This window comes from Bordetella sp. (assembly GCF_051960075.1).
Classification (GTDB): Bacteria; Pseudomonadota; Gammaproteobacteria; order Burkholderiales; family Burkholderiaceae_B; genus Bordetella.
In genome coordinates, this window is record NZ_JBQCER010000043.1 from 1 (window position 1) to 26,044 (window position 26,044).

The 26,044-nt window shown below is 62.4% G+C and carries 26 protein-coding genes and 1 pseudogene; 15 read left to right on the forward strand and 12 right to left on the reverse strand.

All coding sequences use genetic code 11. From position 1 onward, the window contains the following. Positions 1-199 precede the first annotated feature (199 nt). Both serS and ACTHJ1_RS05160 read left to right on the forward strand, forming a co-directional pair. The gene (serS, locus tag ACTHJ1_RS05155) at positions 200-1,546 is read left to right on the forward strand and encodes a serine--tRNA ligase (protein WP_440188688.1); all 1,347 of its coding nucleotides are present in this window, start codon (positions 200-202) and stop codon (positions 1,544-1,546) included. A 196-nt stretch (positions 1,547-1,742) separates the two neighbouring features. Next, positions 1,743-1,916, forward strand: a complete 174-nt coding sequence (locus ACTHJ1_RS05160) for a hypothetical protein (RefSeq protein ID WP_440188691.1) — start codon at positions 1,743-1,745, stop codon at positions 1,914-1,916. A gap of 73 nt (positions 1,917-1,989) precedes the next feature. Here ACTHJ1_RS05160 and ACTHJ1_RS05165 read toward each other — a convergent pair whose 3' ends face one another. Continuing rightward, positions 1,990-2,265, reverse strand: coding sequence for a virulence factor (locus ACTHJ1_RS05165; protein WP_440188694.1), 276 nt, complete (start codon positions 2,263-2,265; stop codon positions 1,990-1,992). 236 nt (positions 2,266-2,501) lie between these two features. Between ACTHJ1_RS05165 and ACTHJ1_RS05170 the strand changes: the two genes are divergently transcribed. Continuing rightward, on the forward strand, positions 2,502-3,101 hold the full coding sequence (locus ACTHJ1_RS05170; protein WP_440188697.1) for a nitroreductase family protein: 600 nt from the start codon (positions 2,502-2,504) through the stop codon (positions 3,099-3,101). A 42-nt stretch (positions 3,102-3,143) separates the two neighbouring features. Here ACTHJ1_RS05170 and ACTHJ1_RS05175 read toward each other — a convergent pair whose 3' ends face one another. Next, a complete protein-coding gene (locus tag ACTHJ1_RS05175) occupies positions 3,144-3,521 on the reverse strand; it encodes a hypothetical protein (RefSeq protein WP_440188700.1) in 378 nt (125 codons plus the stop codon). 21 nt (positions 3,522-3,542) lie between these two features. Continuing rightward, positions 3,543-5,768 carry an FUSC family protein gene (locus ACTHJ1_RS05180; RefSeq protein ID WP_440188703.1) on the reverse strand — a complete coding sequence of 742 codons (2,226 nt, stop codon included), beginning with the start codon at positions 5,766-5,768 and terminating at the stop codon, positions 3,543-3,545. Positions 5,769-5,903: 135 nt separating this feature from the next. Between ACTHJ1_RS05180 and cpaB the strand changes: the two genes are divergently transcribed. The 3 genes and pseudogenes from cpaB to ACTHJ1_RS05195 all read left to right on the forward strand — a co-directional run bounded on the left by cpaB (position 5,904) and on the right by ACTHJ1_RS05195 (position 8,963). Next, positions 5,904-7,103 carry a Flp pilus assembly protein CpaB gene (gene cpaB, locus ACTHJ1_RS05185; RefSeq protein ID WP_440188706.1) on the forward strand — a complete coding sequence of 400 codons (1,200 nt, stop codon included), beginning with the start codon at positions 5,904-5,906 and terminating at the stop codon, positions 7,101-7,103. A 73-nt stretch (positions 7,104-7,176) separates the two neighbouring features. After that, positions 7,177-8,319, forward strand: a pseudogene (locus ACTHJ1_RS05190) (PAS domain-containing sensor histidine kinase); the annotation flags it as partial. Then, entirely contained in the window at positions 8,316-8,963 is a 648-nt protein-coding gene (locus ACTHJ1_RS05195) for a response regulator (RefSeq protein ID WP_440188709.1), read from the forward strand. The pseudogene ACTHJ1_RS05190 and the gene ACTHJ1_RS05195, both read left to right, overlap by 4 nt. Position 8,964: 1 nt before the next feature. Here ACTHJ1_RS05195 and ACTHJ1_RS05200 read toward each other — a convergent pair whose 3' ends face one another. Then, complete coding sequence (locus ACTHJ1_RS05200) at positions 8,965-9,312, reverse strand: hypothetical protein (protein WP_440188712.1); 348 nt, start codon at positions 9,310-9,312, stop codon at positions 8,965-8,967. Between the two features lie 228 nt (positions 9,313-9,540). On the opposite strand from ACTHJ1_RS05200, the gene ACTHJ1_RS05205 reads away from it, so the two are divergent. Beyond that, positions 9,541-10,323, forward strand: coding sequence for a helix-turn-helix domain-containing protein (locus ACTHJ1_RS05205; RefSeq protein WP_440188714.1), 783 nt, complete (start codon positions 9,541-9,543; stop codon positions 10,321-10,323). A 21-nt stretch (positions 10,324-10,344) separates the two neighbouring features. Here ACTHJ1_RS05205 and ACTHJ1_RS05210 read toward each other — a convergent pair whose 3' ends face one another. Together ACTHJ1_RS05210 and ACTHJ1_RS05215 are read right to left on the reverse strand one after the other, a co-directional pair. Next, positions 10,345-10,821 carry an aconitase X swivel domain-containing protein gene (locus ACTHJ1_RS05210; RefSeq protein ID WP_440188717.1) on the reverse strand — a complete coding sequence of 159 codons (477 nt, stop codon included), beginning with the start codon at positions 10,819-10,821 and terminating at the stop codon, positions 10,345-10,347. Next, positions 10,814-12,061 (reverse strand): aconitase X, encoded by a 1,248-nt coding sequence (locus ACTHJ1_RS05215; protein WP_440188720.1) that lies wholly within the window; start codon positions 12,059-12,061, stop codon positions 10,814-10,816. Before ACTHJ1_RS05215 ends, ACTHJ1_RS05210 begins: the two co-directional genes overlap by 8 nt. Positions 12,062-12,412: 351 nt before the next feature. Here ACTHJ1_RS05215 and ACTHJ1_RS05220 point away from each other — a divergent pair, with 351 nt between their 5' ends. Then, positions 12,413-14,308, forward strand: coding sequence for a sensor histidine kinase (locus ACTHJ1_RS05220; protein WP_440188723.1), 1,896 nt, complete (start codon positions 12,413-12,415; stop codon positions 14,306-14,308). A 28-nt stretch (positions 14,309-14,336) separates the two neighbouring features. Beyond that, a complete protein-coding gene (locus ACTHJ1_RS05225) occupies positions 14,337-15,698 on the forward strand; it encodes a sigma-54-dependent transcriptional regulator (protein ID WP_440188726.1) in 1,362 nt (453 codons plus the stop codon). Between the two features lie 30 nt (positions 15,699-15,728). Here the strand turns inward: ACTHJ1_RS05225 and ACTHJ1_RS05230 are convergent, their stop codons facing one another. Next, positions 15,729-16,661 carry a DMT family transporter gene (locus ACTHJ1_RS05230; RefSeq protein WP_440188729.1) on the reverse strand — a complete coding sequence of 311 codons (933 nt, stop codon included), beginning with the start codon at positions 16,659-16,661 and terminating at the stop codon, positions 15,729-15,731. A 112-nt stretch (positions 16,662-16,773) separates the two neighbouring features. Here ACTHJ1_RS05230 and ACTHJ1_RS05235 point away from each other — a divergent pair, with 112 nt between their 5' ends. After that, positions 16,774-17,715, forward strand: coding sequence for a LysR family transcriptional regulator (locus ACTHJ1_RS05235; RefSeq protein WP_440188732.1), 942 nt, complete (start codon positions 16,774-16,776; stop codon positions 17,713-17,715). Between the two features lie 58 nt (positions 17,716-17,773). Here the strand turns inward: ACTHJ1_RS05235 and ACTHJ1_RS05240 are convergent, their stop codons facing one another. Continuing rightward, positions 17,774-18,001, reverse strand: coding sequence for a YgdI/YgdR family lipoprotein (locus ACTHJ1_RS05240; RefSeq protein WP_440188735.1), 228 nt, complete (start codon positions 17,999-18,001; stop codon positions 17,774-17,776). A gap of 257 nt (positions 18,002-18,258) precedes the next feature. Between ACTHJ1_RS05240 and ACTHJ1_RS05245 the strand changes: the two genes are divergently transcribed. The 4 genes from ACTHJ1_RS05245 to ACTHJ1_RS05260 all read left to right on the forward strand — a co-directional run bounded on the left by ACTHJ1_RS05245 (position 18,259) and on the right by ACTHJ1_RS05260 (position 22,922). Continuing rightward, complete coding sequence (locus ACTHJ1_RS05245; protein ID WP_440188738.1) at positions 18,259-19,236, forward strand: lysozyme inhibitor LprI family protein; 978 nt, start codon at positions 18,259-18,261, stop codon at positions 19,234-19,236. Beyond that, positions 19,233-20,219: a DUF4424 family protein gene (locus tag ACTHJ1_RS05250; RefSeq protein WP_440188741.1), complete on the forward strand. Its 987-nt coding sequence runs from the start codon at positions 19,233-19,235 to the stop codon at positions 20,217-20,219. The genes ACTHJ1_RS05245 and ACTHJ1_RS05250 overlap by 4 nt, the downstream gene beginning before the upstream one ends. Before the next feature lie 373 nt (positions 20,220-20,592). Then, a complete protein-coding gene (locus ACTHJ1_RS05255; protein WP_440188744.1) occupies positions 20,593-21,261 on the forward strand; it encodes a cysteine hydrolase family protein in 669 nt (222 codons plus the stop codon). Between the two features lie 59 nt (positions 21,262-21,320). After that, positions 21,321-22,922 carry a hypothetical protein gene (locus ACTHJ1_RS05260; protein ID WP_440188747.1) on the forward strand — a complete coding sequence of 534 codons (1,602 nt, stop codon included), beginning with the start codon at positions 21,321-21,323 and terminating at the stop codon, positions 22,920-22,922. A 99-nt stretch (positions 22,923-23,021) separates the two neighbouring features. On the opposite strand, the gene ACTHJ1_RS05265 is transcribed toward ACTHJ1_RS05260, so the two are convergent. Then, complete coding sequence (locus ACTHJ1_RS05265) at positions 23,022-23,624, reverse strand: hypothetical protein (RefSeq protein ID WP_440188750.1); 603 nt, start codon at positions 23,622-23,624, stop codon at positions 23,022-23,024. A gap of 555 nt (positions 23,625-24,179) precedes the next feature. Continuing rightward, positions 24,180-24,464, reverse strand: coding sequence for a hypothetical protein (locus tag ACTHJ1_RS05270; RefSeq protein ID WP_440188753.1), 285 nt, complete (start codon positions 24,462-24,464; stop codon positions 24,180-24,182). A 397-nt stretch (positions 24,465-24,861) separates the two neighbouring features. On the opposite strand from ACTHJ1_RS05270, the gene ACTHJ1_RS05275 reads away from it, so the two are divergent. Then, the gene (locus ACTHJ1_RS05275) at positions 24,862-25,155 is read left to right on the forward strand and encodes a hypothetical protein (RefSeq protein WP_440188756.1); all 294 of its coding nucleotides are present in this window, start codon (positions 24,862-24,864) and stop codon (positions 25,153-25,155) included. A gap of 74 nt (positions 25,156-25,229) precedes the next feature. On the opposite strand, the gene ACTHJ1_RS05280 is transcribed toward ACTHJ1_RS05275, so the two are convergent. Continuing rightward, positions 25,230-25,856 carry a hypothetical protein gene (locus tag ACTHJ1_RS05280; RefSeq protein ID WP_440188759.1) on the reverse strand — a complete coding sequence of 209 codons (627 nt, stop codon included), beginning with the start codon at positions 25,854-25,856 and terminating at the stop codon, positions 25,230-25,232. Between the two features lie 62 nt (positions 25,857-25,918). After that, on the reverse strand, positions 25,919-26,044 hold a 126-nt coding region (locus ACTHJ1_RS05285), incomplete at its 5' end, for an integrase core domain-containing protein (RefSeq protein ID WP_440188762.1).

Genomic DNA, 26,044 nt, shown 5'->3' on the forward strand with positions numbered 1-26,044 from the left:
GGCGTCAGCCCATGCGAGGTTTCAAAACCACCGCATGAGGCTGATGCCAGCCGAGGACCCCGGAGCAATCCGAAGCGCAGCCCACCGGGCGAGCATCGGAATTGCGCAGGGCAGCCTCGGCGCCTCAAGAACTCGATCCCGGCGATTCAAAGAACTCAATCGACGCAAGCAATTTCACCCATCCAGTCCCCACCTGAACATGCTAGACATCACTCTCCTTCGCAAAGACCTGCCCATCGTCGTCGAACGCCTGAAAGCCCGCAAAGTCGACTTCGACACCGAGCGTTTCAACGCCCTCGAGTCCCACCGCAAGGCCGTGCAGACCGAGACCGAAACCCTGCAGGCCCGTCGCAACGCCCTGGCCAAGCAGATCGGCATGCTCAAGTCCAAGGGGGAAGACGCCTCTGCCGTCATGGCCGAATCGCAAGGCATCCCCGCGCGCCTCAAAGAACTCGAAGACGCCCTGGCCAACGTGCAGCAGCAGCTGAACGACATGCTCATGTCCATCCCCAACCTGCCGCACGAAAGCGTGCCGGTGGGCAAGGACAGCGACGAGAACGTCGAAGTGCGCCGCTGGATCCCGGGCGCCGCGCGCGCCGACGGCAACCCCGCCGACCTGGGCTTCGAGCCGCGCGACCACGTCGCCATCGGCGAGCCCCTGGGCCTGGACTTCGACCTCGCCGCCAAACTCTCGGGCGCGCGCTTCTCGTTCATGCGCGGCCCCATCGCCCGCCTGCATCGCGCCCTGGCCCAGTTCATGCTGGACCTGCAGACCACCGAGCACGGCTATACCGAGTGCTATACCCCCTACATCGTCAACAGCTCGACCCTTTTCGGCACGGGCCAACTGCCCAAGTTCAAGGACGACATGTTCGCGGTGACCAAGGGCGGCGAGGACGACAGCCCGAAGACGGACGACCAAGGTAAAGCCGTCGCGCGCGAAGACCAGTATCTGATCTCCACCTCCGAGATCACGCTGACCAGTGCCGTGCGCGATACCATCGTGCCGGCCGGCGGCCTGCCCCTGCGCATGACGGCCCACACGCCGTGCTTTCGTTCCGAAGCCGGCAGCGGCGGGCGCGATACGCGCGGCATGATCCGCCAGCACCAGTTCGACAAGGTCGAAATGGTGCAGATCGTCGAGCCCGACAAATCCTACGAGACGCTCGAGCAAATGACCGGCCACGCCGAAGCGGTGCTGCAGCGCCTGGGCCTGCCCTACCGCGTCATGCTGCTGTGCACCGGCGACATGGGCTTCGGTTCGGCCAAGACCTATGACCTCGAAGTCTGGTTGCCGGCGCAAAACACCTGGCGCGAGATCTCGTCCGTGTCCAACTGCGAAGCTTTCCAGGCCCGCCGCATGCAGGCGCGCTTTCGCAATGCGCAGAACAAGACCGAGTTCGTGCACACGCTCAACGGCTCCGGCCTGGCCGTGGGCCGCGCGTTGGTGGCCGTGCTGGAAAACTATCAGCAGGCCGACGGCAGCGTGACCGTGCCCGAAGCCCTGCGCCCTTATATGGGCGGTGTCGAGGTCATCAAACCCTGACCCGAAGGGGGCGCTTTCTCGAAAAGCCGGAATTCAGGCCGATTCCGGTTTCTCTTTCGTCATGTTTCTGTCGTCTGGCCCGATTATCCTTGCAGGCATACCATGGGTTCGTATGCTCGGCAGGTGCTGCGGTTTTACAAGCCGCCGGCAACTGAACCGGGCACGCCCGAGGTCCAATGTTTACAAGGAGCCCGATGTGTCCACACGTCCGCACAACGGCTGGTGGCAGGCGTCCAACAACGCGCCGCGCCGCTGGCTCGATCAACTGAAGACAAGCCCGTCCGTCGACGGCAAGCTCGCCGAGCCCGCAGGCATCGCCCCGGCAACCCCGCGGCTACGCGTCCGGGACGGGCGCCTGCAGCAGGTCTGACCCAACGAATTCCGTCCATAACAAAACGCCGCCCGGCGCAAACCGGGCGGCGTTTTTCATGCGGGCGACCGCGTCAGTGATGCCAGTATTCGTGGCGATCGTGGTCGTGATGGCTGCGATAGTACCGACCGCCGCCGTAGTAATAGCCGGGGTAATAACTCGGGTAGACCACCCGCGGCTCGACGTAGACGGGCGCCGGAGCATACACCGGCGCCGGCGCGACGTAGACGGGCGCGGGAGCGATGATCGCGGGAAAGCCGAGGTTGATCCCGACATTGACCCAGGCCATAGCTGAGCTGCAAGCCAGCAACGACGCAGCGCCTACGCTTGCCAGGATGTATTTCTTCATTTTTACCTGCCTGCTGCCGGGGCAGCAAAAGTTGAGAATTTTCTAGCTCGAATTGTGATCCCGGCGCACTGCCATGAGCGTATTCCCTGGTGTGCAATAGCGACAATTTGTTGGCGGTGTATCTGCCGCGCAAGCCTTTTCGTCAGGCTGGACGCTGCGCCGCGCGCAATCCTGCGCGATACACTTGGCAGCGCTTTTTCTTGCATGTTCAGCAAATCGATTGCATAGGATTCGACATGACCGCAGCCAATTCCCGCACCGCCGATCATCCGATCTCGGACATCTTTCTCAACCGTTGGTCGCCCCGAGCTTTCACCGGCGAGGAAATGTCCGCCGACACGCTGGCGGCCATACTCGAGGCCGCGCGCTGGGCGCCGTCCGGCTACAACTTTCAACCCTGGCGCTTCATTTACGCGCGCCGGGGCACGGCGCATTGGGAGCGCATGCTGAGCATGCTCAATCCCTTCAATCAGAGCTGGGCCAAATCGGCCTCGGCGCTGATCATCGTTCTATCCAAGACGTCGGAGATTCCGCCGGGCAAGGAAGCCGAATCGCCGAACCGCTCGCATAGCTTCGACGCGGGCGCAGCCTGGGGATATCTGGCACTGCAGGCGTCCTTGATGGGCTGGCAGGCGCACGGCATGGCCGGCATCGAGCACGACAAAATTCGCGCTGAACTGCAAGTGCCGGCCGGCTACCACATCGAAGCCGGCGTGGCGATCGGACGCCAGGGCGACAAGTCTTCGCTGCCCGAGGCCCTGCAGGCGCGCGAGATGCCCAGCGGCCGCCGCTCCCTGGCGGAAATTTCCGCCGAGGGCGTGTTCTCGTTCAAGTAAACCGGCTGTGCGGGTTCGCGCTCGATGCGCGAACCCGGCCAGTTACTTGACTTTGATCAACTGCCAGCCGCGCGCCTGCATGCACTGCTTGGCGGCTTGGTCGCGATTGTCCTGATTGACGTCGACCGTACCCATGGCGAGCGGCACGAAATAGCCCGGCTCGCTCCAGCAGCCGTAAGGGCCGCATCGCACGAACCCCGGCGCAAAATAGCCCGGCGCGACCTGTTGCATGGCAAGCATGGGCGGATACGCGTGCGCGGCTTCCATATTGCAGGCGTAGATGGCCTGGCTGTAGTCGTTCTGCGTGGCTCCCGGCTTGAACCACTCGTAGCGGGCGCAGCCGCTCAGACTCATCGCCAGCAGCGCGCCAGTTGCCAGCACGCGGGCGGGGCGCAGGGATGAGAGTCGCAGGATATTCATGATCGCAGCCTTTGTACGAATTTAGCCCGCCGCCTGCACCGCCAGCGAAAGGGGCGGGTTGCTCAGCACGACCATTTCCTGGCGTATCGTCTCGCTCGCGCGCAGCATCTGCTTCACGGGGTGAGCCAGCGTCAGCAGCTCGCCTTCGGCTTCGTAAGGGGGGGGCGGTTCGGCGGGCGCGGGCGCGCCATCGTCGAGCTGGCGCACGATGTATTCCAGCGACCGCTCCAGCGCCGGCGGCATCCCCGTGCGGCCTGCAAGCAGCGGAATGACGGCAGTCGTCTGCAGGGCCAGGACGTGGTTCTGGATCAGCAGGTGGTTCAGCTCCGGCACATGCGCCTGGTGCGAACGCGGTTCCTGCATCATGCGGTAGAAAGCCTCGGTGAAGTTGCTGAAGGCATTGTGCACGTTCTTGCGCGCGAGGCGCCAGGCCAGATCGGCTTGCGCAACGGCGGGCGCCAGCGCCGCACGGGCAGCATCGTTGGCCGCACCGGCGTATTCGGCTTCGGCGCGTACGTACTGCAGGCCTGTGCGCAGATAGTCGCGGTTGGCCTTGACGGTGTCCAGCGCCAGCGGCTGCATCGAACGCGATTCCCACCAGGGCAGCACATAGCTGCACACGAGCGAAAGCGCGCTGCCCAGCAGTGTGTCGAGCGCGCGTTCGCTGATCACCTCCAGCGATACAGTGTCGGGCGAGAGAAAATGGTAGGCCAGCACGACGTACAGCGTGGTAAATAGCGAGCTGGCCAGATAGTTCAGTTGCGCCAGGCTGTTGCCCAGGGCGCAGGCGAGCAGCATGACGGCAAAGATCGCCGGCGCCTTGGCAGTGACCAGCAGCACGGCCGGGGCCAGCAGGCAGCCGATGAGCGTACCCGTCAACCGCGAAAAATTGCGCTGGCGCGTCTGGGCGAAGCCCGGCTTCATGATGATGATGATGGTGAGCACCACCCAGTAGCTGTGGGCCGCGAAATGCTGGGACGGCACCCATCCGGCGGTCAAGAGCATACCCAACGCGGCGGCCAGGCTGATGCGTATGGCATAGCGGCAGTGCGGCGAGTCCAGCCTCAGGTTGCGGGTGATCATGCTCAGGCTGGGCCGCTGGCGCGTCATGAATTGCGTCAGCGTCTTGTCGATGCGCAGCGCATCGGTGGGCTGCGCATCGGGCGCCTTCAGCGTGTGGGCCGCGATGCGATCGAGGATGCGCGCCGCATTGCGCAGGCGGCGCAGCACCAGCACCATAAGGCTGATGGCCTCGGGTTCCGGTTGGCCTTCCTTGCGCTGTCGCAGCTTTTCGATCTCGTACTCGATGGCGAGCAGCTCGGCCTTGGTGCTGCTGCGGTAGCGAGTGGCGTGATTGCGCGATACGTCCAGGGCGATGCGGTCGAGTTCGATCGACATTTTGCGCAAGGCGTCGCGCATGAAGATCAGCGCGTCCTGGCCCGCCAGCGTCCGGCGCAGCAGCGCATAATCGGTATACGTGGCGAGCAGCGTGTCCCGCAGTTGCAGCATGTCGACGAAGATGTTCCAGATCATGACCTTGTCGGCATTGCGGTGGTCGTTGCCCCGGGGCAGCGCGCGCAGCACGTTGTCGCGTGCGAACTGGTGCTTTTCGGACATGGCCGACTGGCTTCGGATCAGCAGCCGATAGACCTCGTCCAGGTCGGTCGTTTCGTCGTAAAAGCGCGAGCGCACGGCGACGTAGTCGGCGGTGGCGAACAGCGCCGCCGCCAGGGTCTGGCGCTCCGCATAGAGCATCATCATGCGGCTGGTCAGCATGCTGAAGCAGAGGTAGAAGAGCGCGCCGGCCAGCGTGGCCACCGTGTTGGTGACCACCAGCGCGGGCGGCATCGGCGTGTGCATGGTGAGCGTCATCAGCAGCAATCCGCCGAAAGCCATCAGACTGCCGCGCCGGCCGAACACCGAGAACATCGACAAGAAAAAGCATTGCGCGATCACCACCAGCCACAGCAGCACGGGGTGGGTCGAAGCCAGCCCGGTGATCGCGACCGACGCGGTGCAGATGAGGGTGCCGGCCAGCATCTCGCCCGGCAGGTGGCGCTGCGGGCCGCCGGGCTGGTCGATGATGGCCAGGCACAAAGCGCCCAAGGTGGCGACGATGCCCAGCGCGAAGTGACCGAAGAAACTGCCGAGGATGGCTGGCAGCAGCATGCCCACGGCCTGCCGTATGCCGCCGAAAAAGTAGTGCCCGTAGAGAAAACGCCGCAAGTAGGGGATGTTCAGTTGCATGGCCGTTCCGTCGAATGGCGCAAGTATATTTTCCCGATCTGGGAAAGTCCTGAATCGTCGTCTGGCTCGGGCGTAGAACAAAGCCCCGAGTTGAGGTTATGATTTGTAACCTTCTTACCAGCGAGTCGAGTCGGCATGAGCCGCGTCATTCTGTACATCATCCTGGGGCTGCTCGTCCTGCTCATCGGTTGCGTGGGCTACCTAGACTATATGTCAAGCAACAAGCCGCCGACGGTAGCCGAGCTCATGGCCGCCGAGAAGAAAGCGCCTCAACGGCCGCTGGTGCCCGTGGTCGTGGCGGCCAAGCCCATCGCAGCGGGCAGCCGCATCGCCGCCGACGCGCTCACGATCGAACAGTGGCCCGTGCGCCCGGCCGATTCGCGCGACAACTTCGAAGGCCTGCTGGGCCGTCGCGTGCGCCAGGATGTCGCCGCCGGCCAGCCCATCACCAGCAGCCAGCTTACCCAGGGGCTTTCTACCTATCTCAAGCCGGGAACGCGCGCAGTCACGCTGACCTTGAACATGATCGCCAACGGCTCGTCGCCGACCGTGCAGCCGGGCGACATGATCGATCTGTATGTGATGCAGCCGGGTCTGGAGGGCGGTCCCGTTACGGCCAGCCTGCTGCAGACCCGGGTGCAGGTGCTGGCCTATGCCGGCCAGTCCCTGGATGGTCCCGACGCGGGCCTGGCGCAAAGCGTCGTGCTTGCCATGCCGGCAGACAAGGTAGACGCGCTGTTGCAGGCCGAAGGGCCGGGCCGCATCGCCGTCGCGGTGAGCCGGGCGGAAGACGAAACGCCGACACCCGCCGCTGCCCCGGCGGCCGTCCCCGCACCGGCTGTGCAGCCGCAAGTCCAGGCGGCGGCGCCTCCTGCGCCTGTCGCGTCGTCGGCCCAACCTGCGTCCGCGCAGCCTCAACCCGCGGGCGCGCAAGCCCGGTCCGTAGCCGAGCAAGCCCAGGCCGTGGCCGATCAGGCCCAGGTGGTCGCCCGTCAGGCGCAGACCGTTGCCAAACAGGCCCAATCGGTCGTGCAGTCGCACATGACGCCGCCCGCCAAACCTGCCGCGGTCAAGCGCGCGGCCCGCGAATCCCGTCGCGATCGCGTTCGGCCGCGCGAGCGCGGCCACGCTCCGGCCAAGCCGCAACAGGCCGTCAAGCCGCAGCAAACCGCCAAGCCGGCTCAAGCGTCTGCGCCGACGGCGCCCGCCATGACGCCTGCTCAGGTCCCCGTCACCATCGCGCCCGCGAGCCGGTCTGCCGTGCAGGGCGTCGAGGGCGTCCCCCTGCTGCGTGCGCCGCTGACCCAAAGCTTCAACGCGCCGGCGGCCCGCTGAACGCAGCGGGCCGGGGCGTCGCGTTTCGAAACAGCCTTTCGCGTCGAGACAACGTTCCAGGACTCTTCTCCCCATGGAAAAGCACGCATCCGCGAACCGATCGGCGAAACACGACGGGGAGCGCCTGAGCGAGGCGCGGATGAGGGCCATCATCCGCTCGTCGATGGAAGCCATCATTACCGTGGACGAAGCGCAGACCGTACTGCTCTTCAACCCCGCGGCCGAGATCGTGTTCGGCGTTCCAGCAGCCCAAGCCATCGGCTCGACGCTCGGCCGGTTCATCCCCGAGCGCTTTCGCGCCGCCCATGCGCGGCATATCGAGCAGTTCGGCGCGACCGGAGTGACCGAACGCCAGATGGGCCGTCAGCAGCGCGTGCTGTACGGCTTGCGCGAGAACGGCGAAGAATTCCCCATCGAGGCTTCGATCTCCCAGACCCGGGACGGCGACGGCAAGCTCTACACGGTCATGCTGCGCGACATCACCGAGCGGCTGCGGGCCGAGAACCTCCTGAAGCAGTCGCGCGAGGAACTGCGCGAACTGTCCGCGAACCTGCAAAACGTGCGCGAAGTCGAAAAGACCCGGATCGCGCGCGAACTTCACGACGACCTCGGTCAGCTGCTCACGGCGCTGAAGATCGATCTTTCCTCGCTCGAGCATGCGCTGGACGAGTCGGGCATCCGCTCGTCCGACGTTGCGCAGCGCGTGGCGACCATGCGTTCGCTGATCGACATGACGGTGGCTTCTGTGCGTCGGATCGCGGCGGATCTGCGTCCCGTGATGCTCGACGACCTCGGCCTCCTGCCTGCCATCGAATGGCTGGCGAACGACTTCACGCAGCGCTACGGCATTGCCGTCGAACATCGCGTTCAGGCCGAAGACCTCGAGTTCTCGAGCGAGGCGGCCACGGCGATCTTTCGCATCGTGCAGGAAGCCCTGACGAATGTGGCGCGTCACGCCGATGCCACGCGCGTCGTGCTGACGCTCGACATGCGCGCGAGCGACTGCCTGCTGCGCGTGGCGGACGACGGCCGCGGCGCGTCCGGCGCATCGTCCTTGCAGCCCATGCGGGACAAATCCTTCGGCTTGCTCGGCATACGCGAACGCGCGCACATGCTGGGCGGCACCGTCGCCACAGATACGGCGTCCGGCAAAGGCTTCGTGCTGACGGTCACGCTGCCTTTGGCCGGCCTTCTGCCCCAGGGGGCCTCGTCGTGATCCGGGTCCTGCTCGCCGACGACCACACCGTGGTGCGCGACGGCCTGCGCCACGTGCTCGAGCGCGCGGGCGGTTTCGAGATCGCCGGCGAAGCCTCGGACGGTGCGACGACGGTGGCGCTCGTGCGCGCGATGCCCGCCCAGGTGCTCGTGCTCGATCTGTCGATGCCGGGCCGCAACGGCCTTGAACTGATTCCGCAGATCAAGCAGGAACAGCCCTCGCTGCGGGTGTTGGTGCTGACCATGCACGCCGAGCAGCAATACGCGGTGCGCGCGTTCAAGGCCGGCGCGTCGGGCTACCTCAGCAAGGAGAGCGCGGGCACCGAACTGGTCAACGCCGTGACCAAGGTGGCTTCGGGCGGCGTTTACGTCAGCACGACGATGGCCGAGCGCTTCGCCCAGAGCCTGCACGAGCCCGTGGACGTGCTGCCCCATCAGCGGCTTTCCGATCGCGAGTTCGACGTCTTCCGCCGTCTTGCCGCGGGCAAGACCCTCTCCGAAATTGCGCAGGCCTTGTCCGTGAGCGTCAAGACGGTGAGCACTTACAAGAGCCGCATACTCGAAAAAATGCAGATGCCGCACGAGGCCGCGCTGGTGCGCTATGCCATGCGGCATGGCCTCGTGGGTGATGACGAAGCGCTCTGATTCATCGCTTCCCCGCAAGGGCCCGCTGCCGGGCGTCGCCTGACGCGTTACGGCCCGCTCGCGACGCCGGGTCTCTTTCCACTGCTTCGAATACCGCGCGTATGGCCGCGCTCAAGTCGGCGTCGTCGCATTGGCGCGCAAAGGCGCAAGCGCCCTCGGACGACATCAGTTCGAGCCGTGCGCGATACCTGGGCGACCGATCTGCCGAAGACAGCGATTCCACCACGAGCCTGCATTCTGACGGCATGTCGTTGAAGCGGCCCAGGCGCAGCAATAGCACGCCGGCCTGCGCTTCGACCACGGCCGAGCAGGGGAGGCCGACGTACACGATCTGCATCCCGAGTCCCATTGCCGTTCTCCGCTGCCGCTCCATGCGCACCAGACAGCAAGCATGCCTCGTATCGTGCTCGGCCGCTTGATGCACATCAAGCAACGGTCACGCGTGTAGGCCGATTCCTACAGGGTTTCCGCATTCCCTACTTCAATTTCCATCCAGGCTGATTCAATTTCCTCGCGGCGCGCGCAATACTGGCTCCATCAATGCCGGACATCCCATCTCAATACCGACGCCGATGCCATGAACGCCATACACCCCTCCGTATCGATTCTGCAAACTCCCGCTCAGCCGCCCGTGCATATGATGCGCCTGGCCGATGGCGAATACGCGCCCAAACACGCGCAGGCGCGCTGTTCGAGCTGTTTGCTGCGCAGCGTCTGCCTGCCTGCCGATCTTTCTCCGGCAGAGCTCGAACGGGTCGACGACATGGTCTGTGCCGCCCGGACAGTGCGGCGCGGCGAAACGCTTTTTCGCGCCCACGACCCATTTCAGTCCCTGTATGCGGTGCGCACCGGATCGTTCAAGACTGGCGTCATGCACCGCGACGGCGACGAGCAAATCACCGGGTTCCACATCCCGGGCGACCCGCTGGGCCTGGACGGCATTTCGTCCGGCTTGCAACGTTGCGAGGCGGTCGCGCTGGAAGACAGCACGGTGTGCGTCATTCCTTTCGCCCAGCTCGAAACCGTCTGCGGAGAAAGCCGTCGCATGCAGCGTCATCTCTATCATTTGCTGAGCGCCGAGATCGTGCGCGAATCGGGGCTCATGATGATGCTGGGCACGATGACCGCCGAACAGCGTCTGGCGTCTTTCCTGCTCGATCTGGCCGAACGTTTTCGCCTGCGTGGTTACTCGGGCGCGCAGTTCAACCTCAAGATGAGTCGCGACGAAATCGGCGGTTTCCTCGGCATCAAGCTCGAAACGGTCAGCCGCATGTTCTCGCGCTTTCAGCGCGAAGGGCTGGTCAAGACTCGAAGCAGGCAGATCCAGATTCTGGACGCCGAAAAACTGGCGCAGGTGTAGACGCCTCGCCCGTCGCCGGCGCTATACGAGATAAATCCGCGCGGCGCCGATTTCTTCGGCGGCCTCGATGCGCAGCAAGGCCGGCGCGGCCAAGAGGCGATCGAAGGCGGCTGCGTCCAGGCAGACGACCGGAACGGCCAGGCCGTAGAGCTCGGCGGCGACAATGGCGCCGATGGCAATGATGAGATCGCGCTCTTTGAGCACGATGCCGGCCGGACCCGTGCCATTGCGGATCGCCTCGGTCAGCACGCTGCTGCTCGAACTCGACCCTTTCGCATGTGACATGACCAGGATCTTGCCGGCCAGGCTCAGGCCGGTCTGAGGATGCGTGGGATCGATGATTCTGCCGGCTTCCGAGTCGTAGCCGCCCCAGAAACTCAGCGGTTGGTCGAGCACGAATTTTTCGGCTTGCGCACGGCCAGGCACCAGAACGTCGCCGATCAAGGCATGATCTTGCGCGACGCCGGCGCGTTGCGCATTCGCGGGGTTCTCAGCCATGAAACCGCACCTTGCCCGCGTACGCCGACCGCACGCACTCGTCCATGCTGCCGTAGGCCACGGTCACCCCGATATTGGCGGGCGCATAGGAGGCCCATTTGCCCGAATTGGTCATGACCAGTCCCGATAGCTTCTTCATGACGGGCGTGATGTAGGTGCAAGTGTCCACGACGATCTGGATACCGCGTTTCTGCAGTTCACGGGCCAGGCCCCGCTCGCCCAGCTCCCAGAGTATGTAGCGGCTCGTATTGATGTAGAAATCCACCTTCGGGGCGCCTTCGTAGGCGTCGAGCATACGCGCCAGCCGCTCGAACTCGGCGAGCGAAAAATGCGGCGTGCCCAGCGCCACGGCGACCAGCTCGTCGCCTTCGCGCCCCGTGTTCAGCGTCTGCCGCACGTGGTCCAGATCCGCGAGCGTGACGTCCACGGTCCGGAGCGGGTCCCGTCCCTGCAATGCGGCGTGCAGCGTCGGCGCCTCGGGCGTGACGCCGACCGCGTGAAAAAGCGCCACGGCGCCGCTGGAGGCCGCAGCGGCTCCCAGGGCCTTCAATTCGTCTTCGGTGGTATCGGCCGGCAGGCCGGTGAGCACGGGTACGACCGCGCCCGCGATCTTGCCGACCAGCAGGCCCAGGGCGGCGAAGTCGACATCGCGCGATGCCCGATCGACGAGGTCCGCGACCCGCAGTACGATCCGGCCCGCGCGATTTTCCTCGACGTGCAGGCCGGCGTATGGTGCCCGTCCGGTAATGGCCGCCGCCAGATCGAGAAAATCGCCATACCGGCTGGTTCTGGCGCCCAGCACCGAATTGGCGAAGACGATCGCGTTGGATTCTGCCCAGGCGATCTGCTCGCCCAGGGCAGGTCGGTTCTTCAATTGGTAGGGCGCGCAGGTAAAGCTCGATTCGCAGCCCAGAAGCAGATGCGCCTCCATCAGACGCTGCGCGGCGCTTTGCACGGAACGGTCGCCTTGATAAAGCTCGGGGTGGATCAGGTCGAGCGAACCCACGTTCAACGTTGTGGGTACCGCGACCCGCGCACCGGCCTCGACGAACAGTTCGACAAAATCCAGACTGGCCCGGCCATGATAGAGACAGCCGTCGATGTGCGCTGACCGGATGTCGATCAGATTCGGCGCAGACATGACGTGAGCCGTGCGCGCGACGATCCGCATCGCGCGCGCCGCGCCGCGTCCGAGATCTCCCGCCAGCATGGCCTGGTCGCGCTCGCTCAACTGCAACATCCGATACTCCGTGGTTCTGCGGTCTTGTAGCACGGTTCCATGCCGCGCACGTCCGGCCGCATTCCGGATATCCGGAAAATATCGCTCGATTTTCCGGATATCCGGACAGTCCGTGGCGCCGGTGGGGAGGGAAAATCTTTCTGAATCAATAAATTAATAAAATCCGCCAGTTGGCACCCTTTTTGCAATAAGGTTCTTGCAACCGGATCGCGCGGTTGCGGGCCCCGATAACGACGAGACAACCAATGACGGCGATGAAGCCTCTGCGCAAGGCGCTCTATTTCCAGGCAGGCGTCGCGATCATCGGCGGCGTGGCCGCGGCTTCGATGCAGGCGTAGCGCGCAAGCGTCCGTGACCAGCGTGACTCGCCGCCTGCCTATCCTCTTTGCGCTCGCCGCCGGCTTGGCGGTAGTCTGCTCGCTCGCGTGGACATTCGCCTGGAACAAAGGCATCGACACGTTGCGCCACGACGCCGCGGCGCGCGGCGATCGCACCACCGCCACGCTCAAGAGCACGCTCGACCGCTACGAATCCCTGCCTTATATCGTCGGCGAACATCCGTTGGTGCGCAATGTGCTCGCCGATCCCAGGCCGGATTGGATCGCCCAGGTCAACCGCTATCTGGAAGATGTCAACCGCCACGCGCATGCCACCGCCACCTACATCATCGACAGCAACGGCCATTGCATCGCGGCGAGCAACTGGCGCGACGCCGACAGCTTCGTGGGCGCCCAGTTCCGCTTTCGGCCGTATTTCATGGATGCGATCAAAGGCGAAGTGGGCCGTTTCTTCGGCATAGGCACCATCTCGCACGAACCCGGCTACTTTCTTTCGCAGCCGGTTCTGGTCGGCGGCAGGATCATCGGCGTCGCCGTGGTCAAGCTGGACATCGAATGGTTCCTGGGCGCCGACGCGGCCGAACCCCTGCTCGTCACCGATAACCACGGCGTGATTTTTCTCTCCTCCGTTCCGGCCTGGAAGTATCACACCATGCGCACGCTCTCCAAGGGCGTCGTCGCCTCCATCGAAGAAACCAGGCAATACGCGCGCTGGGCCCTCTCGCCGCTGCCGGTGCACGTGGAGCGCCGGCTCAAGGACGGCGTCCAGATCGTGCGCATCGGCGAGGGCATCGTTGCGCCCAGCTACCTGGAGACGCGCCGCGCGCTGGGCGTGCCCAACTGGCACATCGTGACCATGTCGCCGCTCGGTCCCGTGATCGGCTCGGTGCGCAGCGCGACGATCATGGCGGGCTTTGGCTACGGCTTGCTGTGCCTGCTGGTTTTCTATTGGCGTCAGCGGCGCGCGCGCCTGAATGAGATGATCAGAAGCCGCGAGATGCTGCAGGAGGCCTACGCGATGCTCAACCAGCGCGTGGCCGAACGCACGGCCGACCTCTCTCAGGCCAACGAAAACCTGCGGCGCGAAGTGCACGAGCGTGCGCGCGCGGAAGCCGAGCTGCGCGCCGCCCAGGACGAGCTGATCCAGGCGAGCAAGCTCGTGGCGTTGGGGCAGATGGCGGCGGGCATCACGCACGAGCTCAATCAGCCGCTTGCGGCGTTGCGCAGCTTTTCGGACAACACGCGCGTGTTCCTGGACCGAGGCCAGTACGCGGCGGCGAACGAGAACCTGGAAACCATAGGCGCCTTGACCGAGCGCATGGGCAAGATCGTCAATCAGCTCAAGCTCTTCGTGGCACGGCCGCGGCCGTGCGGCCTGCGCGCGCCAGTGGCGTCCGCGCTGCGCAACGCGCTGTCTTTGCTCGATAAGCGCCTGGCTTGCGCGAGCGTGACGGTAACGATCGCAGACCGCGCGCGCGACGCAGCCGCCGCAGCGACTGCGCTGAACTCGCATGACGACTATCCGGATTTTCTGGTCCAGTGCGATGATCTCAGGCTCGAGCAGGTGCTGATCAACCTGATCGGCAATGCGCTGGACGCCGCGGCCGGCGCGTCCGCGCCGCGCATCGAAATCGACATTGCCGCGCAGTCCGAGACGCTGGCGATCGGAGTGCGCGACAATGGCCCGGGCATTCCCGACGAAGTGATACCGCGCATCTTCGAGCCTTTTTTCACGACCAAGGAGATGGGGCAGGGGCTCGGACTCGGTCTGGCGATCTCGTCTTCGATCGCGCGCGATTGCGGCGGGTCTCTGACCGTGCAAAATGCTTCCGGCGGCGGAGCGCGCTTCGTGCTGACGCTGCCCCGCGCGCAGGCGGCGCCTTGCGGCGCACCGGTCGCCCATCCATGAATACGACGAGTTGAAACGGCAGAAGATTATGGTGACTCAACAAACCGGCGTGGTGCTCTATGTCGAGGACGACGATCTGGTGCGCCGGGCCGGCATGCAGAGCCTGCAATTGGCCGGTTTCGAGGTAATGGGTTTTGCCGCGGCCGAAGCCGCGATGCCGCTGATCGACGCCGATTTCGCCGGCGTGGTCGTCAGCGACATCCGCCTGCCGGACGCGAGCGGGCTCGATCTGCTGGCGCAGTGCCGGGAACGCGCGCCGGGCGTGCCCGTGATTCTCGTCACCGGCCACGGCGATATTTCGATGGCCGTGCAGGCCATGCGCGACGGCGCCTACGATTTCATCGAGAAGCCTTTCGCCGCCGAGCGCCTGGTCGAAACCGTGCGGCGCGCCATGGAGCGCCGCAGACTCGAGCTGGAAAACCTGGCACTGCGCCGCGAGCTGGCGGAGCAAAATCCGCTTGCCTCGCGCATCATCGGCCGCAGCTCTGCGATCGAGCAGGTGCGCAATCTGATCGCCAATGTCGCGCCTATCGACGCGCCGGTCCTCATTCGCGGCGATACCGGCGCCGGCAAGGAGTTGGTTGCGCGCAGCCTGCACGAGCTTTCACCGCGCCGCGACAAACCCTTCGTCGCCGTCAATTGCGGGGCCTTGCCCGAAACCATGTTCGAGTCGGAGATGTTCGGCTATGAGCAGGGCGCGTTTACGGGCGCAACCAAGCGACGCATCGGCAAGATCGAGCACGCATCGGGCGGCACGCTCTTTCTGGACGAAATCGAGAGCATGCCGCTTTCATTGCAGGTGAAGTTGCTGCGCGTGTTGCAAGAGGGGGTGCTTGAGCGGCTGGGAGCCAATCAGCCGGTGCGCGTCGATCTGCGCGTGGTCGCGGCGGCCAAGGGCGACATGAGCGAGCACGTCGCGGCCGGCACGTTCCGGCGCGATCTGCAATACCGGTTGAACGTGGTCACCATTGCGCTGCCGCCGCTGGCCGAACGCCGCGAGGACATCGTGCCGCTTTTCGAACATTTTCTGCTCGACGCGGCGGTGCGCTATCAGCGGCCCGCGCCGCTGCTCACCGAGTCGGCCCGCATGCGCCTGACGCAACGAGACTGGCCGGGCAATGTGCGCGAGTTGCGCAACGCCGCCGAACGCTATGTGCTGGGCATTCCCGACGATATCGCGGCGACCGCCGACGGCGGCGCGGCGCCGTCGCAAGGCTTGAAAGATCGCGTGGAACAGTACGAGAGGGCGCTGATCGCGGATGCGCTCGCTCAGGCGGGCGGCGCTGTCGCGCAGGCCGCAGAGCAGCTGAAAACGGCGAAAGCGACGCTCTACGAAAAAATCCGCCGCCACGGTCTCGTCGTCCGTGGCGAGCAGGAAGGAAGCGACTGAAGACAAAGACCGTCTTGCGCCGCTTTCCGCTTATGCCGGCGTCTGGCAGGGCTGCTTGGCGGTGCGCATCTGGCTCAGCCATGCATCCAGCGCGCCGGACGAGAACAACACCCCCGAGATCACCAGGACGGCGCCCACCAATTGCGCCGGCGAAACCTGCTCGCCCAGCACGACGGCGATGATCATGGTGAAGATGGGCACCAGGTCGAAGAAGACGGACGTGCGGGCCGGCCCGATGGTGCGGATTCCGTTGTTCCACCACAGGTACGCCAGAACCGTGCCGAACATGGCCATGACGGCGATGGCGCCCAGGCTTTGCACCGAAGGCACGGGCAGCGAACCGCCGTGCGTGGACAAGGCGGCGACGATCATGGCCAGCGCGCCGATCAGCATGGTGCTCGTGGTCGTCTGGATCGGCGAGAGGTTCTTGACCCACTTCTTGCCGATCACGCTATAGGCAGCCCAGCACAGGTTGCCGATCAGAATGAGCGCGTCGCCGACGGCGAAGTGAAAGTGCGCCAGCAGCGCAGACAGATTGCCGCCCGAGACCACGGTCACGACGCCGCAGAAACTCAAGGCCAGGCCCAGCACCTGCTTCCACGAAATGGCCTCGCCCAGGACCAGCGCGGTCAGCACGACGGTGATGGTGGGGTTCAACGTCATGATCAGCGAGCCGTTGACCGACGAGGTCGTCTGCAAGCCGAAAAAGAAGGCGATGTTAAAGCCGAAGATGCCGACCGACGCCATGGCGATCAGCGCGAAGGCATTGCGGCGCAGACCCTGCCAGTTCACGCCTTCGGACGCCAGCATGTACACGGCCATGGCCAGGCCCGCCAGCAGAAAGCGCCAGGCTGCGGCGCTGAGCGGGTCGGTCGAGTGCACGACGAATTTGCCCAGGTTGAAATTGGCGCCCCAGAAAAGCGTGGAGAGGATCAGCGTCGCGTAGATGGTCCGGTGTTTCATGTTGGCTTTCCCGAAAATGGAATCGATGATGGGTATTTTGATTTTTCTTTCAGGGAAAATATATGGACTAATTCCCAAAATAGTTTTTCAATTATGAAAAACAAAGAGTGGGATGAATGACATGGACTGGGACGATCTGCGCTATTTCCTCGCCGTGGCGCGCGCCGCCGGCTTGACACCGGCCGCGAGCGAATTGGGGGTGAGCCCGGCGACGGTGTCACGGCGCATCGACGCGTTCGAGCAGTCCATGGGCATGACGCTGTTTCTGCGTCGGCAGACCGGCTACACACTGACCAACGACGGCGAAACGCTGCTGGCTGCGGCGTTGCCTGTCGAGCAGGCGATGCTGGGGTTCGAGCGCCGTTCGCAGGACGCAGGCGGGTCTGGCGTCTGGTCGGGCAGCATCCGGGTAGCCACGTCGGAAACCATCGCCAGCCACTGGATCACCCCCATGCTGCCGAGGTTTGTCGCAGACCATCCGGGGCTGCAAGTGGAGCTGGTCACGGGGGTCAACACCGTGAATCTGTCGCGCCGTGATGCCGACATCGCCCTGCGCATGTCGCCGCCCGCGCGGGAAGAAGAGGGCGAATACATCGCGATGCGTGCCGGCGCGATGACCTTCTCCGCATACGTCTGCGCCGCCGACGCCCAGGCGCAGCGCGATTGGCGCAGCCTGCCCTATGTAAATTGGGGCGAACCTCTGGCGCACGTGCCCATGGCGCGCTGGGCAGACGGCATGTTCGCGGGCAAGCAGCCCGTTCTGCTCACCAACAGCATGCCCGTGATGATCGCGGCCGCCGAAGCCGGCTTGGGCTTGACGGTGCTGCCGGAGTCGATCGGGGCGAAGATGCCCTCGCTCGCTCGGGTCGACACCGTCTGCGCACGAGAACTATGGCTGGTCTATCACCGCGACCTGCGGGACAACCTGCGCGTGGCGGCGATGCGGGATTTTCTGCTCGACGTGGTGCGGCGCTGCGACGTGGCTGTCCCGTTCGCCGATGGGAGGCAAGACCGCGCCACGGATGCCAGTCGGCTCGAGCCTGGCGCCAAATGAAAAAGCGGCGCACCCCTTGCAGGATGCGCCGCTTTTGCGAAACTCGTGAACCGGCCGATTACTTGACGTCTTCGATGGATTGGATGTCGTCCTTATTGATCCGTATGACACGGCCGTTCTTGTCCGTGTACTCGTAGAAGCCGGTTTTCTTGTTGAAAGTGGGTCTATCCGGCGTGACGACCGTCGAACCGTCGCGTTCGTGCACGACGGTAGGCGTGGCGCAACCGGCCAAGACGGCGAGGGACGCCGACATCGCCGCAAGAAGGGTCAAAGTCTTCGGGCTCATAATGCAACTCCTTATGTTTCAAGGACTTTTCACTTTAGAGGCCGATCTTGCGGGGAACATGACGGGATGTCATCAAAATGGGCGAGAGTGTAAAACGGGTGCGGATCCTCTCTCACCTTGCAAGGCGATGCCGCGTACGGATGTCTTACATTTTTTGGCCGGCTTGCATGATGATTGCGTCGCCTATGAAGACGGGCTGCATCGGAGCGGGCCGAGCGCAGTATTACGATGCCGATGGCATCGAAATGGGAGGCAAAATGAACGTTGCCCGTCATGGAAGGTTTTTTTACCTGCTGGCCGTGGCCATCTTGGCGATGGCGCCGGTCGCGGCCAAGGCGGTTTCGTGCCAGGCGCAGGTCGGCGCCGCCCGCGCCGCCCGCTACGTCGAGCAATGCCTGGCCATTACCTCGGCAACGCATCCGCCGTGCAATGCCGACAATTCCTGCGAGGTCATCGGCCAGCATATTCAAACCATGTGCGCCCAGGACCCTCATGCTCCGACCTGGTGCCTAGCCTATAAGACCACCGCCGTCCCCAACCCGCCGCCGCCCATGCCCAGGGCCGAGCAGCCCGGATTCGACTGCACCAAGGCGTCCTCGCCGGTAGACCGGGAAATCTGCGCGCCCGGCAACGATCCATTGGCGAAGGACGACCGCGCGATGACTCGGCTGTACCGACGCGCGCTGGCGCAATCCCCGGAGCCGGCCCGGGTGCGCGCCGAGCAACTGGCTTTTCTGCGTGACCGGGAACAATGCGGCGCACGCGAGCCGGGACGCAAAAGCCCGGATATGGCGCTGGATCATTGCATCGGCGTCCTCACGCATTACCGTATCGATGCGCTGCGGCGCCCGGGGCGGGGCGGCGAGGCCTGGAGCACCGACGGCCCGCCGCCGCCCTGCGACGCCTCGTTCGGCGACGACGGATGGGACGGCATCGCCGTCGCGCCTGCCGCCGCAACCGTGACTTTTACCTGGTTCGACATGAGAGAGGCGGTATTGCAGCCCACCGACAAAGTCGACTTCGAGGTGGACGGCACGGTCTTTCCCGGGCAGATCAAGGCCGACAGCGACGGGCAGCCCAATGCGGCTGCGACCGACCGTCAACTGATTGCGGCCATGGCCCACGCAAGCCTGCTTCGGGTGAGACGCAACGGCAAGGTCATCTTCCGCGCCGACCTCGCAGGATTTGCGGCGTCTTATGCCAAGGCGCTGTCCTGCGCCGGGTTGGCGAAATGAAGCTGGTGCTGGTGCTGGCGGCCTGCGTGCTGTCCGTCCTGGCCGCACCGGCCATAGCCAACGACAGCAGCGGATTCCAGAGCACCACCGGCATCCATTTGTCGTCCACGGCCGACATCCGCATGCAGTCGGAAGAGCTCTACATCAGTCCGACCCGAATCCGCATCGATTACGTCTTCCACAACGTCGCCGATCATCCGGTCACGACCCTGGTGGTGTTTCCCCTGCCCGATCTCGATTTGTCTCAAGGGCTGACGGCGCCCCACTGGGCGTTCCCTGTCGACAAGAGCAACTTCCTCGACTTCAAGGTCCGGATCGACGGCAAGGCGATTGCAGCGAATCTGGAACGCCGGGCCTTTTTTCACGGCAGGGATGTGACTCGCGACGTCGCGGCGGCGGGCGCCCTGGACATGGCTCCCTGGCTGCCGGGCGCCTACGAGCGCCAAGCCTCTGCGTTGCCCGCGGCCGGCCTGGCCCGTCTGCGTCGCGATGGGCTGCTTGCCGCCGGCGAAGATCCCGATACGCCGCAATGGCATTTGCGTACCCGCTATTTCTGGACTCAGACCTTTCCTGCCGGTGCCGACGTGCGTATGCACCAGACCTATCGGCCCTTCGTCGGCAGCGCTTTGATAAGCAATGTCGCCAAGGTCAGCGGACGCAAAGTGGTCGGGTGGCTGGTAGGCCGCGAGGCCGCGTCTACCGACCGCTATTGCATAGATCCGGCGACGCGGCAGGCGCTGTCGGCGGCGCAAAAGCGCAAGACGCTGGGAGGATCGGTCGCCGAACTGGAATACATCCTGACCACGGCGCGCAACTGGCTGGGACCGATCGGCCGCTTCCATCTGATCATCGACAAGGGCACGCCTGCGAACATCGTTTCGCTCTGCTGGCCGGGGTTGCGCAAAACCGGACCGACCACCTATGAATGGACCGGCGCAGACTTCGTGCCCCAACGCAACATTGCGCTGCTGATTTTCGAGTGATCTGGACGACACGCAGATCCTGTCACCGAAGCCGACCTCCATGCCCTAACGCCGGGGTGGCAACACTGGCAAGTTTTTTACCCTCGCCGCCCAGAAAAGCCGGTGTGCCGAAGTTCGCCTGCGCAGCGCATGCGCACCACGACATGGCGGGATGCCTCATTTTTGCGCATTCTTGCCGCAGTCAGATGCTTTCGTTAAATCATGAGAGTCCACAACCTCATGATAACTAAACATATTTTTCGCTTTCCATAGATTCTGCAGTTTGGCCTGATTCTTGCTTATGTTGTATACATCATTGTATTCAACAACTTTTCACACGCGCTTCGGATTCGAATTTCATCGGGTACAGCGTGCATTCCGTGGAGGCGAGCAAATGGCCCGTGTCAGCATCAGTGCCGAACCTGGCGCTATCGATATCGATACGTCTCGCACCGCCCTGATCATGGTCGACATGCAAAGAGATTTTCTCCAGCCGGGCGGGTTCGGAGAGACGCTGGGCAACGATGTCAGCCTGCTGGCCGTCGCCGTTGCACCTTGCCGGGCGCTTTTGGACAGCGCGCGCCGTCACGACATGCTGGTCATCCACACGCGTGAAGGCCACCGCCCCGACATGACCGATGCGCCGCGGACCAAAGTGGAACGCGGCTCCCCCAGCGCGCGGATCGGCGACCCCGGACCCTATGGGCGCATTCTCATTCGCGGCGAGCCCGGGCACGATCTGATACCCGAGCTTTATCCGCAAGCCGGAGAGCCCGTCATCGACAAACCGGGCAAGGGGGCCTTCTATGCCACCGATCTGCACGTCATTCTGTCCAATCGCGGCATCGAAAACCTGGTCGTCTGCGGCGTGACCACGGAAGTCTGCGTGCACACGACAGTGCGCGAGGCCAACGATCGAGGCTATCGCTGCATCGTGCCTTCCGATTGCTGCGCATCCTATTTTCCGGAATTCCACGAAGTGGGTCTGCGCATGATCAAAGCGCAAGGGGGAATTTTCGGCTGGGTTTCGGATTCCGGCCGCATCTTGGCGGCGCTTGGATAAAGCACTGCAACTGACTCGGCCGCTGCCTGGATTTCAACTGACACACTGGAGAATTCGACATGACAACAACCGCCTTCAAACCAAAGATCTGGGTTTCCGGCGACTGGAATGCCTTTTTCGGTTTCGGCACCAATATCCTGGTCAATCTGCTGGTGCTGACCGGCCTGCTGCGCTTCGTGCTGAAGATGCCGGATGCGCTGGTATTCGGCCGCATATTGCCCGCCTTGGGGCTGATGCTGTGCCTGAGCACCGGCTACTACGCCTGGCTGGCCTATCGTCTATCCAGGAAGACCGGGCGCAACGACGTTTGTGCCTTGCCTTCGGGCTTTAGCGTGCCGCATATGTTCGTCGTGGTGTTCGTGGTCATGCTGCCCATACTGCACGAATCAAACAGCCCGGTGATCGCATGGCAAGCCGGCCTTACGTGGGTGTTCGTACAGAGTTTCGTGCTGATGGCCGGCGGCTTCATCGCTCCGGTCATCCGCCGCATCACGCCACGCGCCGCGCTGCTCGGCGCTTTGGCGGGGGTTTCGATCACCTTCATCTCGATGACGCCGGCGGCCGAGGTATTTCAGACACCGGTGATCGGCATACTCTGCTTCGGCGTGATTCTGGCAAGCTGGTTCGGCGGCGTACGCTATTTGCACGGCATTCCGGCCGGCCTGGTGGCCATCGTCATCGGCTCGATCATCGCGTGGGGATCCAATGCTTTCGGCCTGAATTACGGCGGCATGAGCCTGGCCAATCTTCACGCTTCATTTTCGAACTTCCGCTTCTCGATGCCCACGCCTGCGATCGGCGCGGTCATCGGCGGCTTTCACTACTTGCCCGTCATTCTGGTCACCGCGATTCCGTTCTCCATCTACGACTTGGTAGAAGCCATGGACAACGTGGAGAGCGCTTCGGCAGCGGGCGACGAATATCCCACGACACGCGTGCTGACCGCAGACGGCGTGGTCAGCTTGATCGGCTGCCTGATGGGCAACCCGTTCATCAACGCCGTGTACATCGGCCACCCGGGCTGGAAAGCCATGGGCGGACGTATCGGCTATTCGGCCGCCACCGGCCTGATGGTCATTGTCCTGTCATGGCTGGGCATCATGTCGGTCATGATGGCGCTCATCCCTGCAGTGGCGCTGCTGCCCATTCTGCTCTACATCGGCATGTTGATCGGCTCTCAGGCATTTCAGGAAACGCCGCACCGCCATGCCCCCGCGATTGTCCTGGCACTAGTCCCGCAAATTGCAGCCTGGGGCAAAACCCAGATCGACAACGCATTGGGGGCCGCCGGCACAAATGCTGCGCACGTGGGGGCGGCCGCGCTGTCCCAGCATGGCGTTTTTTACGAGGGCCTGGGGGTGATGGGAGGCGGCGCCACCTTGGCCGGCATGGTCCTGGGCTCGATAGCCGTATTCATTATCGAACGCGAGTTTTTCAAGGCTGCGGCATTTGCCCTGGCCGGAGGTTTGCTCACCTTCTTCGGCCTGATCCATGGAGAATCGATCGGCATCGGCGAGTCGCCCGCTGTCGCAGCCAGTTATGTGCTGCTGTCTGTTTTTCTCGTCGGCGTCTGGAAGTTCGGAAAGACCGCGTCCGCCGAGGCCGAGGCAAACGACTACAGCGGGCGGGCAATCCAATCCGATGAGGCCGTATTGCTTTAACTAAATTGCCTCCGCGAAACCCGGGGGCGGTTAAGGTGATGGCCAAGCGCACGGCCCAGGCAATAGAGATTGAGCCGTGCGACATGGCAGCTTTAGAAATTACTTGCGGGTAGCTTTGAAAAAGGCCTCATCTGCTAGAAAATTGTCTGTCGCCATTTCTGCTGCTTTGATAAAAATATCAGGATCGCCGGTCTTGCTGAATTCGGCAATATTTCCCGAGCCTGAAACTACTCTGGTGAAAGAACTTCGGGTTTTGTTGTCTAAAACCTCAAATTTCAGGCGCATTGATGCGTCGCCTTTTTGTCCTTCTATTGAGTAGCATAAATTGGCCTTTACGTCGTCTATGCCTACACCGACCAAGATATCGGCATCCTTTTCTCCTCCTGCCTGGATCAAGCCGGAATAAACACTATACCCATTGTTGGAAATCGTAGTCGAGATGGCCTCCTTGATTTCGTTCAGTACACTTGGGTTGGTCTTCCAGATGAGCTCTGTTTGATTGATACAGAGCGTACCGAGTTTCATCTGTCCGATATTCAGATCGACTATTTTTGACGATACGTTTGCAACAAATATCACCTTCGATTTATCGGGCCGGCTGGATATCGGTTTTTCATGAATTGGATTTTCGATTACAGCAGGAGGTACCGATGTACAACCAGCCAAGAGAGAAAAAATTGTCGCAAGAAAGAAGATACGCATAATTAATCCCAGTTGATGTTGTTTTAAATAGAAATTTTTGAGGTCTTCATTCGTGTGATTCTCTGTGCCTCATAGAGTAGGCAGTTTAGCTATGTTCAGGTTTCAACATCTATAGCACGCCCCCAGTCGCCTCCCTGAAACCTAGTTCCGTGCTGCACCAACTGGCTGGCGCTTTGGATTTGTCCTTGGCTGTTTTCATGCGCCGTATTGAGCGGCGATATCAAGACCTGGAGAAGATGCGCAGCAGCGCATAGGCCGCCTGTAGGGCGTTTTGGCGGCTTGGAAGGCCGGGGAACCAGCGGCCAGCACCGAAACGCGCCTACGTGCCTTTTATGCCAGCAGGCAAGCGCCTGATATTTTGATAGTTATTTTGTGAGTCGCAAAGCAACAAGGCCTTGATTTCGCAATGAAATCAAGACCTTATTCATTTTTCTGGCGGAGAGAGTGGGAAACACCTCAATGCCTTAAGAATCAGTGACTTAGTTATGAATGAGTGCTACATATCGGGCACTTGAGTGTAGCAGGTTACATGCCCGAATTCTCTACGGCGGCAGGTCATAAGCGGTATATAACCATGGCCGGTTTGTCGCTGTAGATGTCGTAGCCGCTCAGCGCCTCGAAACCCTGATTGGTGTTTCGCTCATAGCCAAAATCGTTGCTACATCGCTCAGCGACATAGGACAGGTCGGTCGGACGTTCGCCATCCTGCTTGATGATTTCCCAAATCGACGCACCAAGATGCCTCAGTATGAGGCGGTTAATCGCTGGGTATATTTGAACAAATTCGCCGAGGTCAGCGAGAGAGATAAGGCCTGGAGAAGTGATCCTTTCAAGCTCCATTTGAGTTGATAATCCGCTAAGGGACTATGAATAACATGTCAATCACTTGATCGACGATTTACTGTACTCCGACAGCACCAGACCGACAACTTCGGAGTAGGCCGTTCATGCTCCAATGTTGCGGACAAGGTACGCCGCTCTCGATGCTTACAGCCTCCTCCCGAAGTGACCCGCCATACTGCCCGAGCGTCCACGGCCACCGCCGCCCAAATTGCCGCGCCTTGCACGAAGTCGATCATGTACGCATGGAACTCGGCGTAGTCCCTGCTGTTGAGCATGCAGAAGGCGGCGGACATGATCATGCCGAACAGTAGACAGACACGCATGCAGCCGTCCTTGACGATGGGGGGCGGACGGTATGAAATCATGCCCACACAAAATATCCTGAGAACAGAATATGGCGATCTTGTTTATTGCCCTTTACTTTGTATTGAAAGCGGTTTTTGTCAAATTCAAACGCCCAAGAGCCACGGCGTTAGAAATAGTGGCAGTTTTGAATGTTATTTACCTTATTGTGCTGGCTTGGCATGTCCCAAATACTCTCTCTGGCGAAGAGGTTGGAGGTTTAATTGGTGAGACGCTTTCGCCGACTCTTTGGATAGTGATCGGCATGGGCGTTTGCGCATGGTTACGCAAGCGTAAGGCCGCAAGAACTGCGGGGGCACCGGCGAGTGAGACACCCCGCGGATGAGCCGTTTCATAAACGGTATCGTTGCTGTGGTCTATTAGACGATACTGCGCCCAACCCCTCGGACTAGCCGCCCATCAATGCGGATTGGCCCCCCAAAGCGCTCTGCAAGCATTAAATTTGGGAGCTGCGAGGGGAAACCACGGCTGCGAAGTCAGCGTTTTCGGATTGGCATTTAGCGCTTTCAGTTGCTCCGATGTGGCTGAACTGGTCATGGCATCGGTCACGCAAGAGCAGACTTTTCTTATGGTGTCGAAATCACGCAGGCCGTGATTGTATTGGGCCTTCATGCAGCCATCTGTGTAGTCATTATCCCTGCGTGCAAAAGGCGGTGTTCCACTGTGAGCATAAATCTCCGACATGCGTTTTTGCGTCGCTTTATCGAACGCATCCTTGTGTCGTTCCTTGTCGACTAGGCGGTTATAAAGGTCCCCACATGTGGACTTCCAACCGTTCTCATCCCGCTTCGACGCAGCCGCGCCGATCTGTCGGTCTTGTTCAAGAAATTCCTGCTCTTTCTCTGCTCGCTTAGATGCAGGCAGCGCTGCAAATACAAGGGCGGCGCCATGTAGAACCTCAAAGTAATCGCCTTCCCAGAAAAATTCGACAAATCTGAATGCGCGCCCATTTTCACCATAGTGTGCTTCGCAGGACTGCGCTTGCGATAGCAGCCTCTGCTTAACCTGTAGAGCTTGAGTGGCCATGACCACGTCCGCCTCGGATGTGAATCCCGGATTTTCTACAGATGAGCCCGTAAGCTTCCCCGTCAAGTAGACAGTTTGTTGTAGACATTCGAAGCCAGGGTTAACCGGGGCAGATATTGCACCGGCGGCACACCGCCCAACGATTCATGCGGGCGAAATTCGTTGTAGTCACGCAGCCATTCATCGGC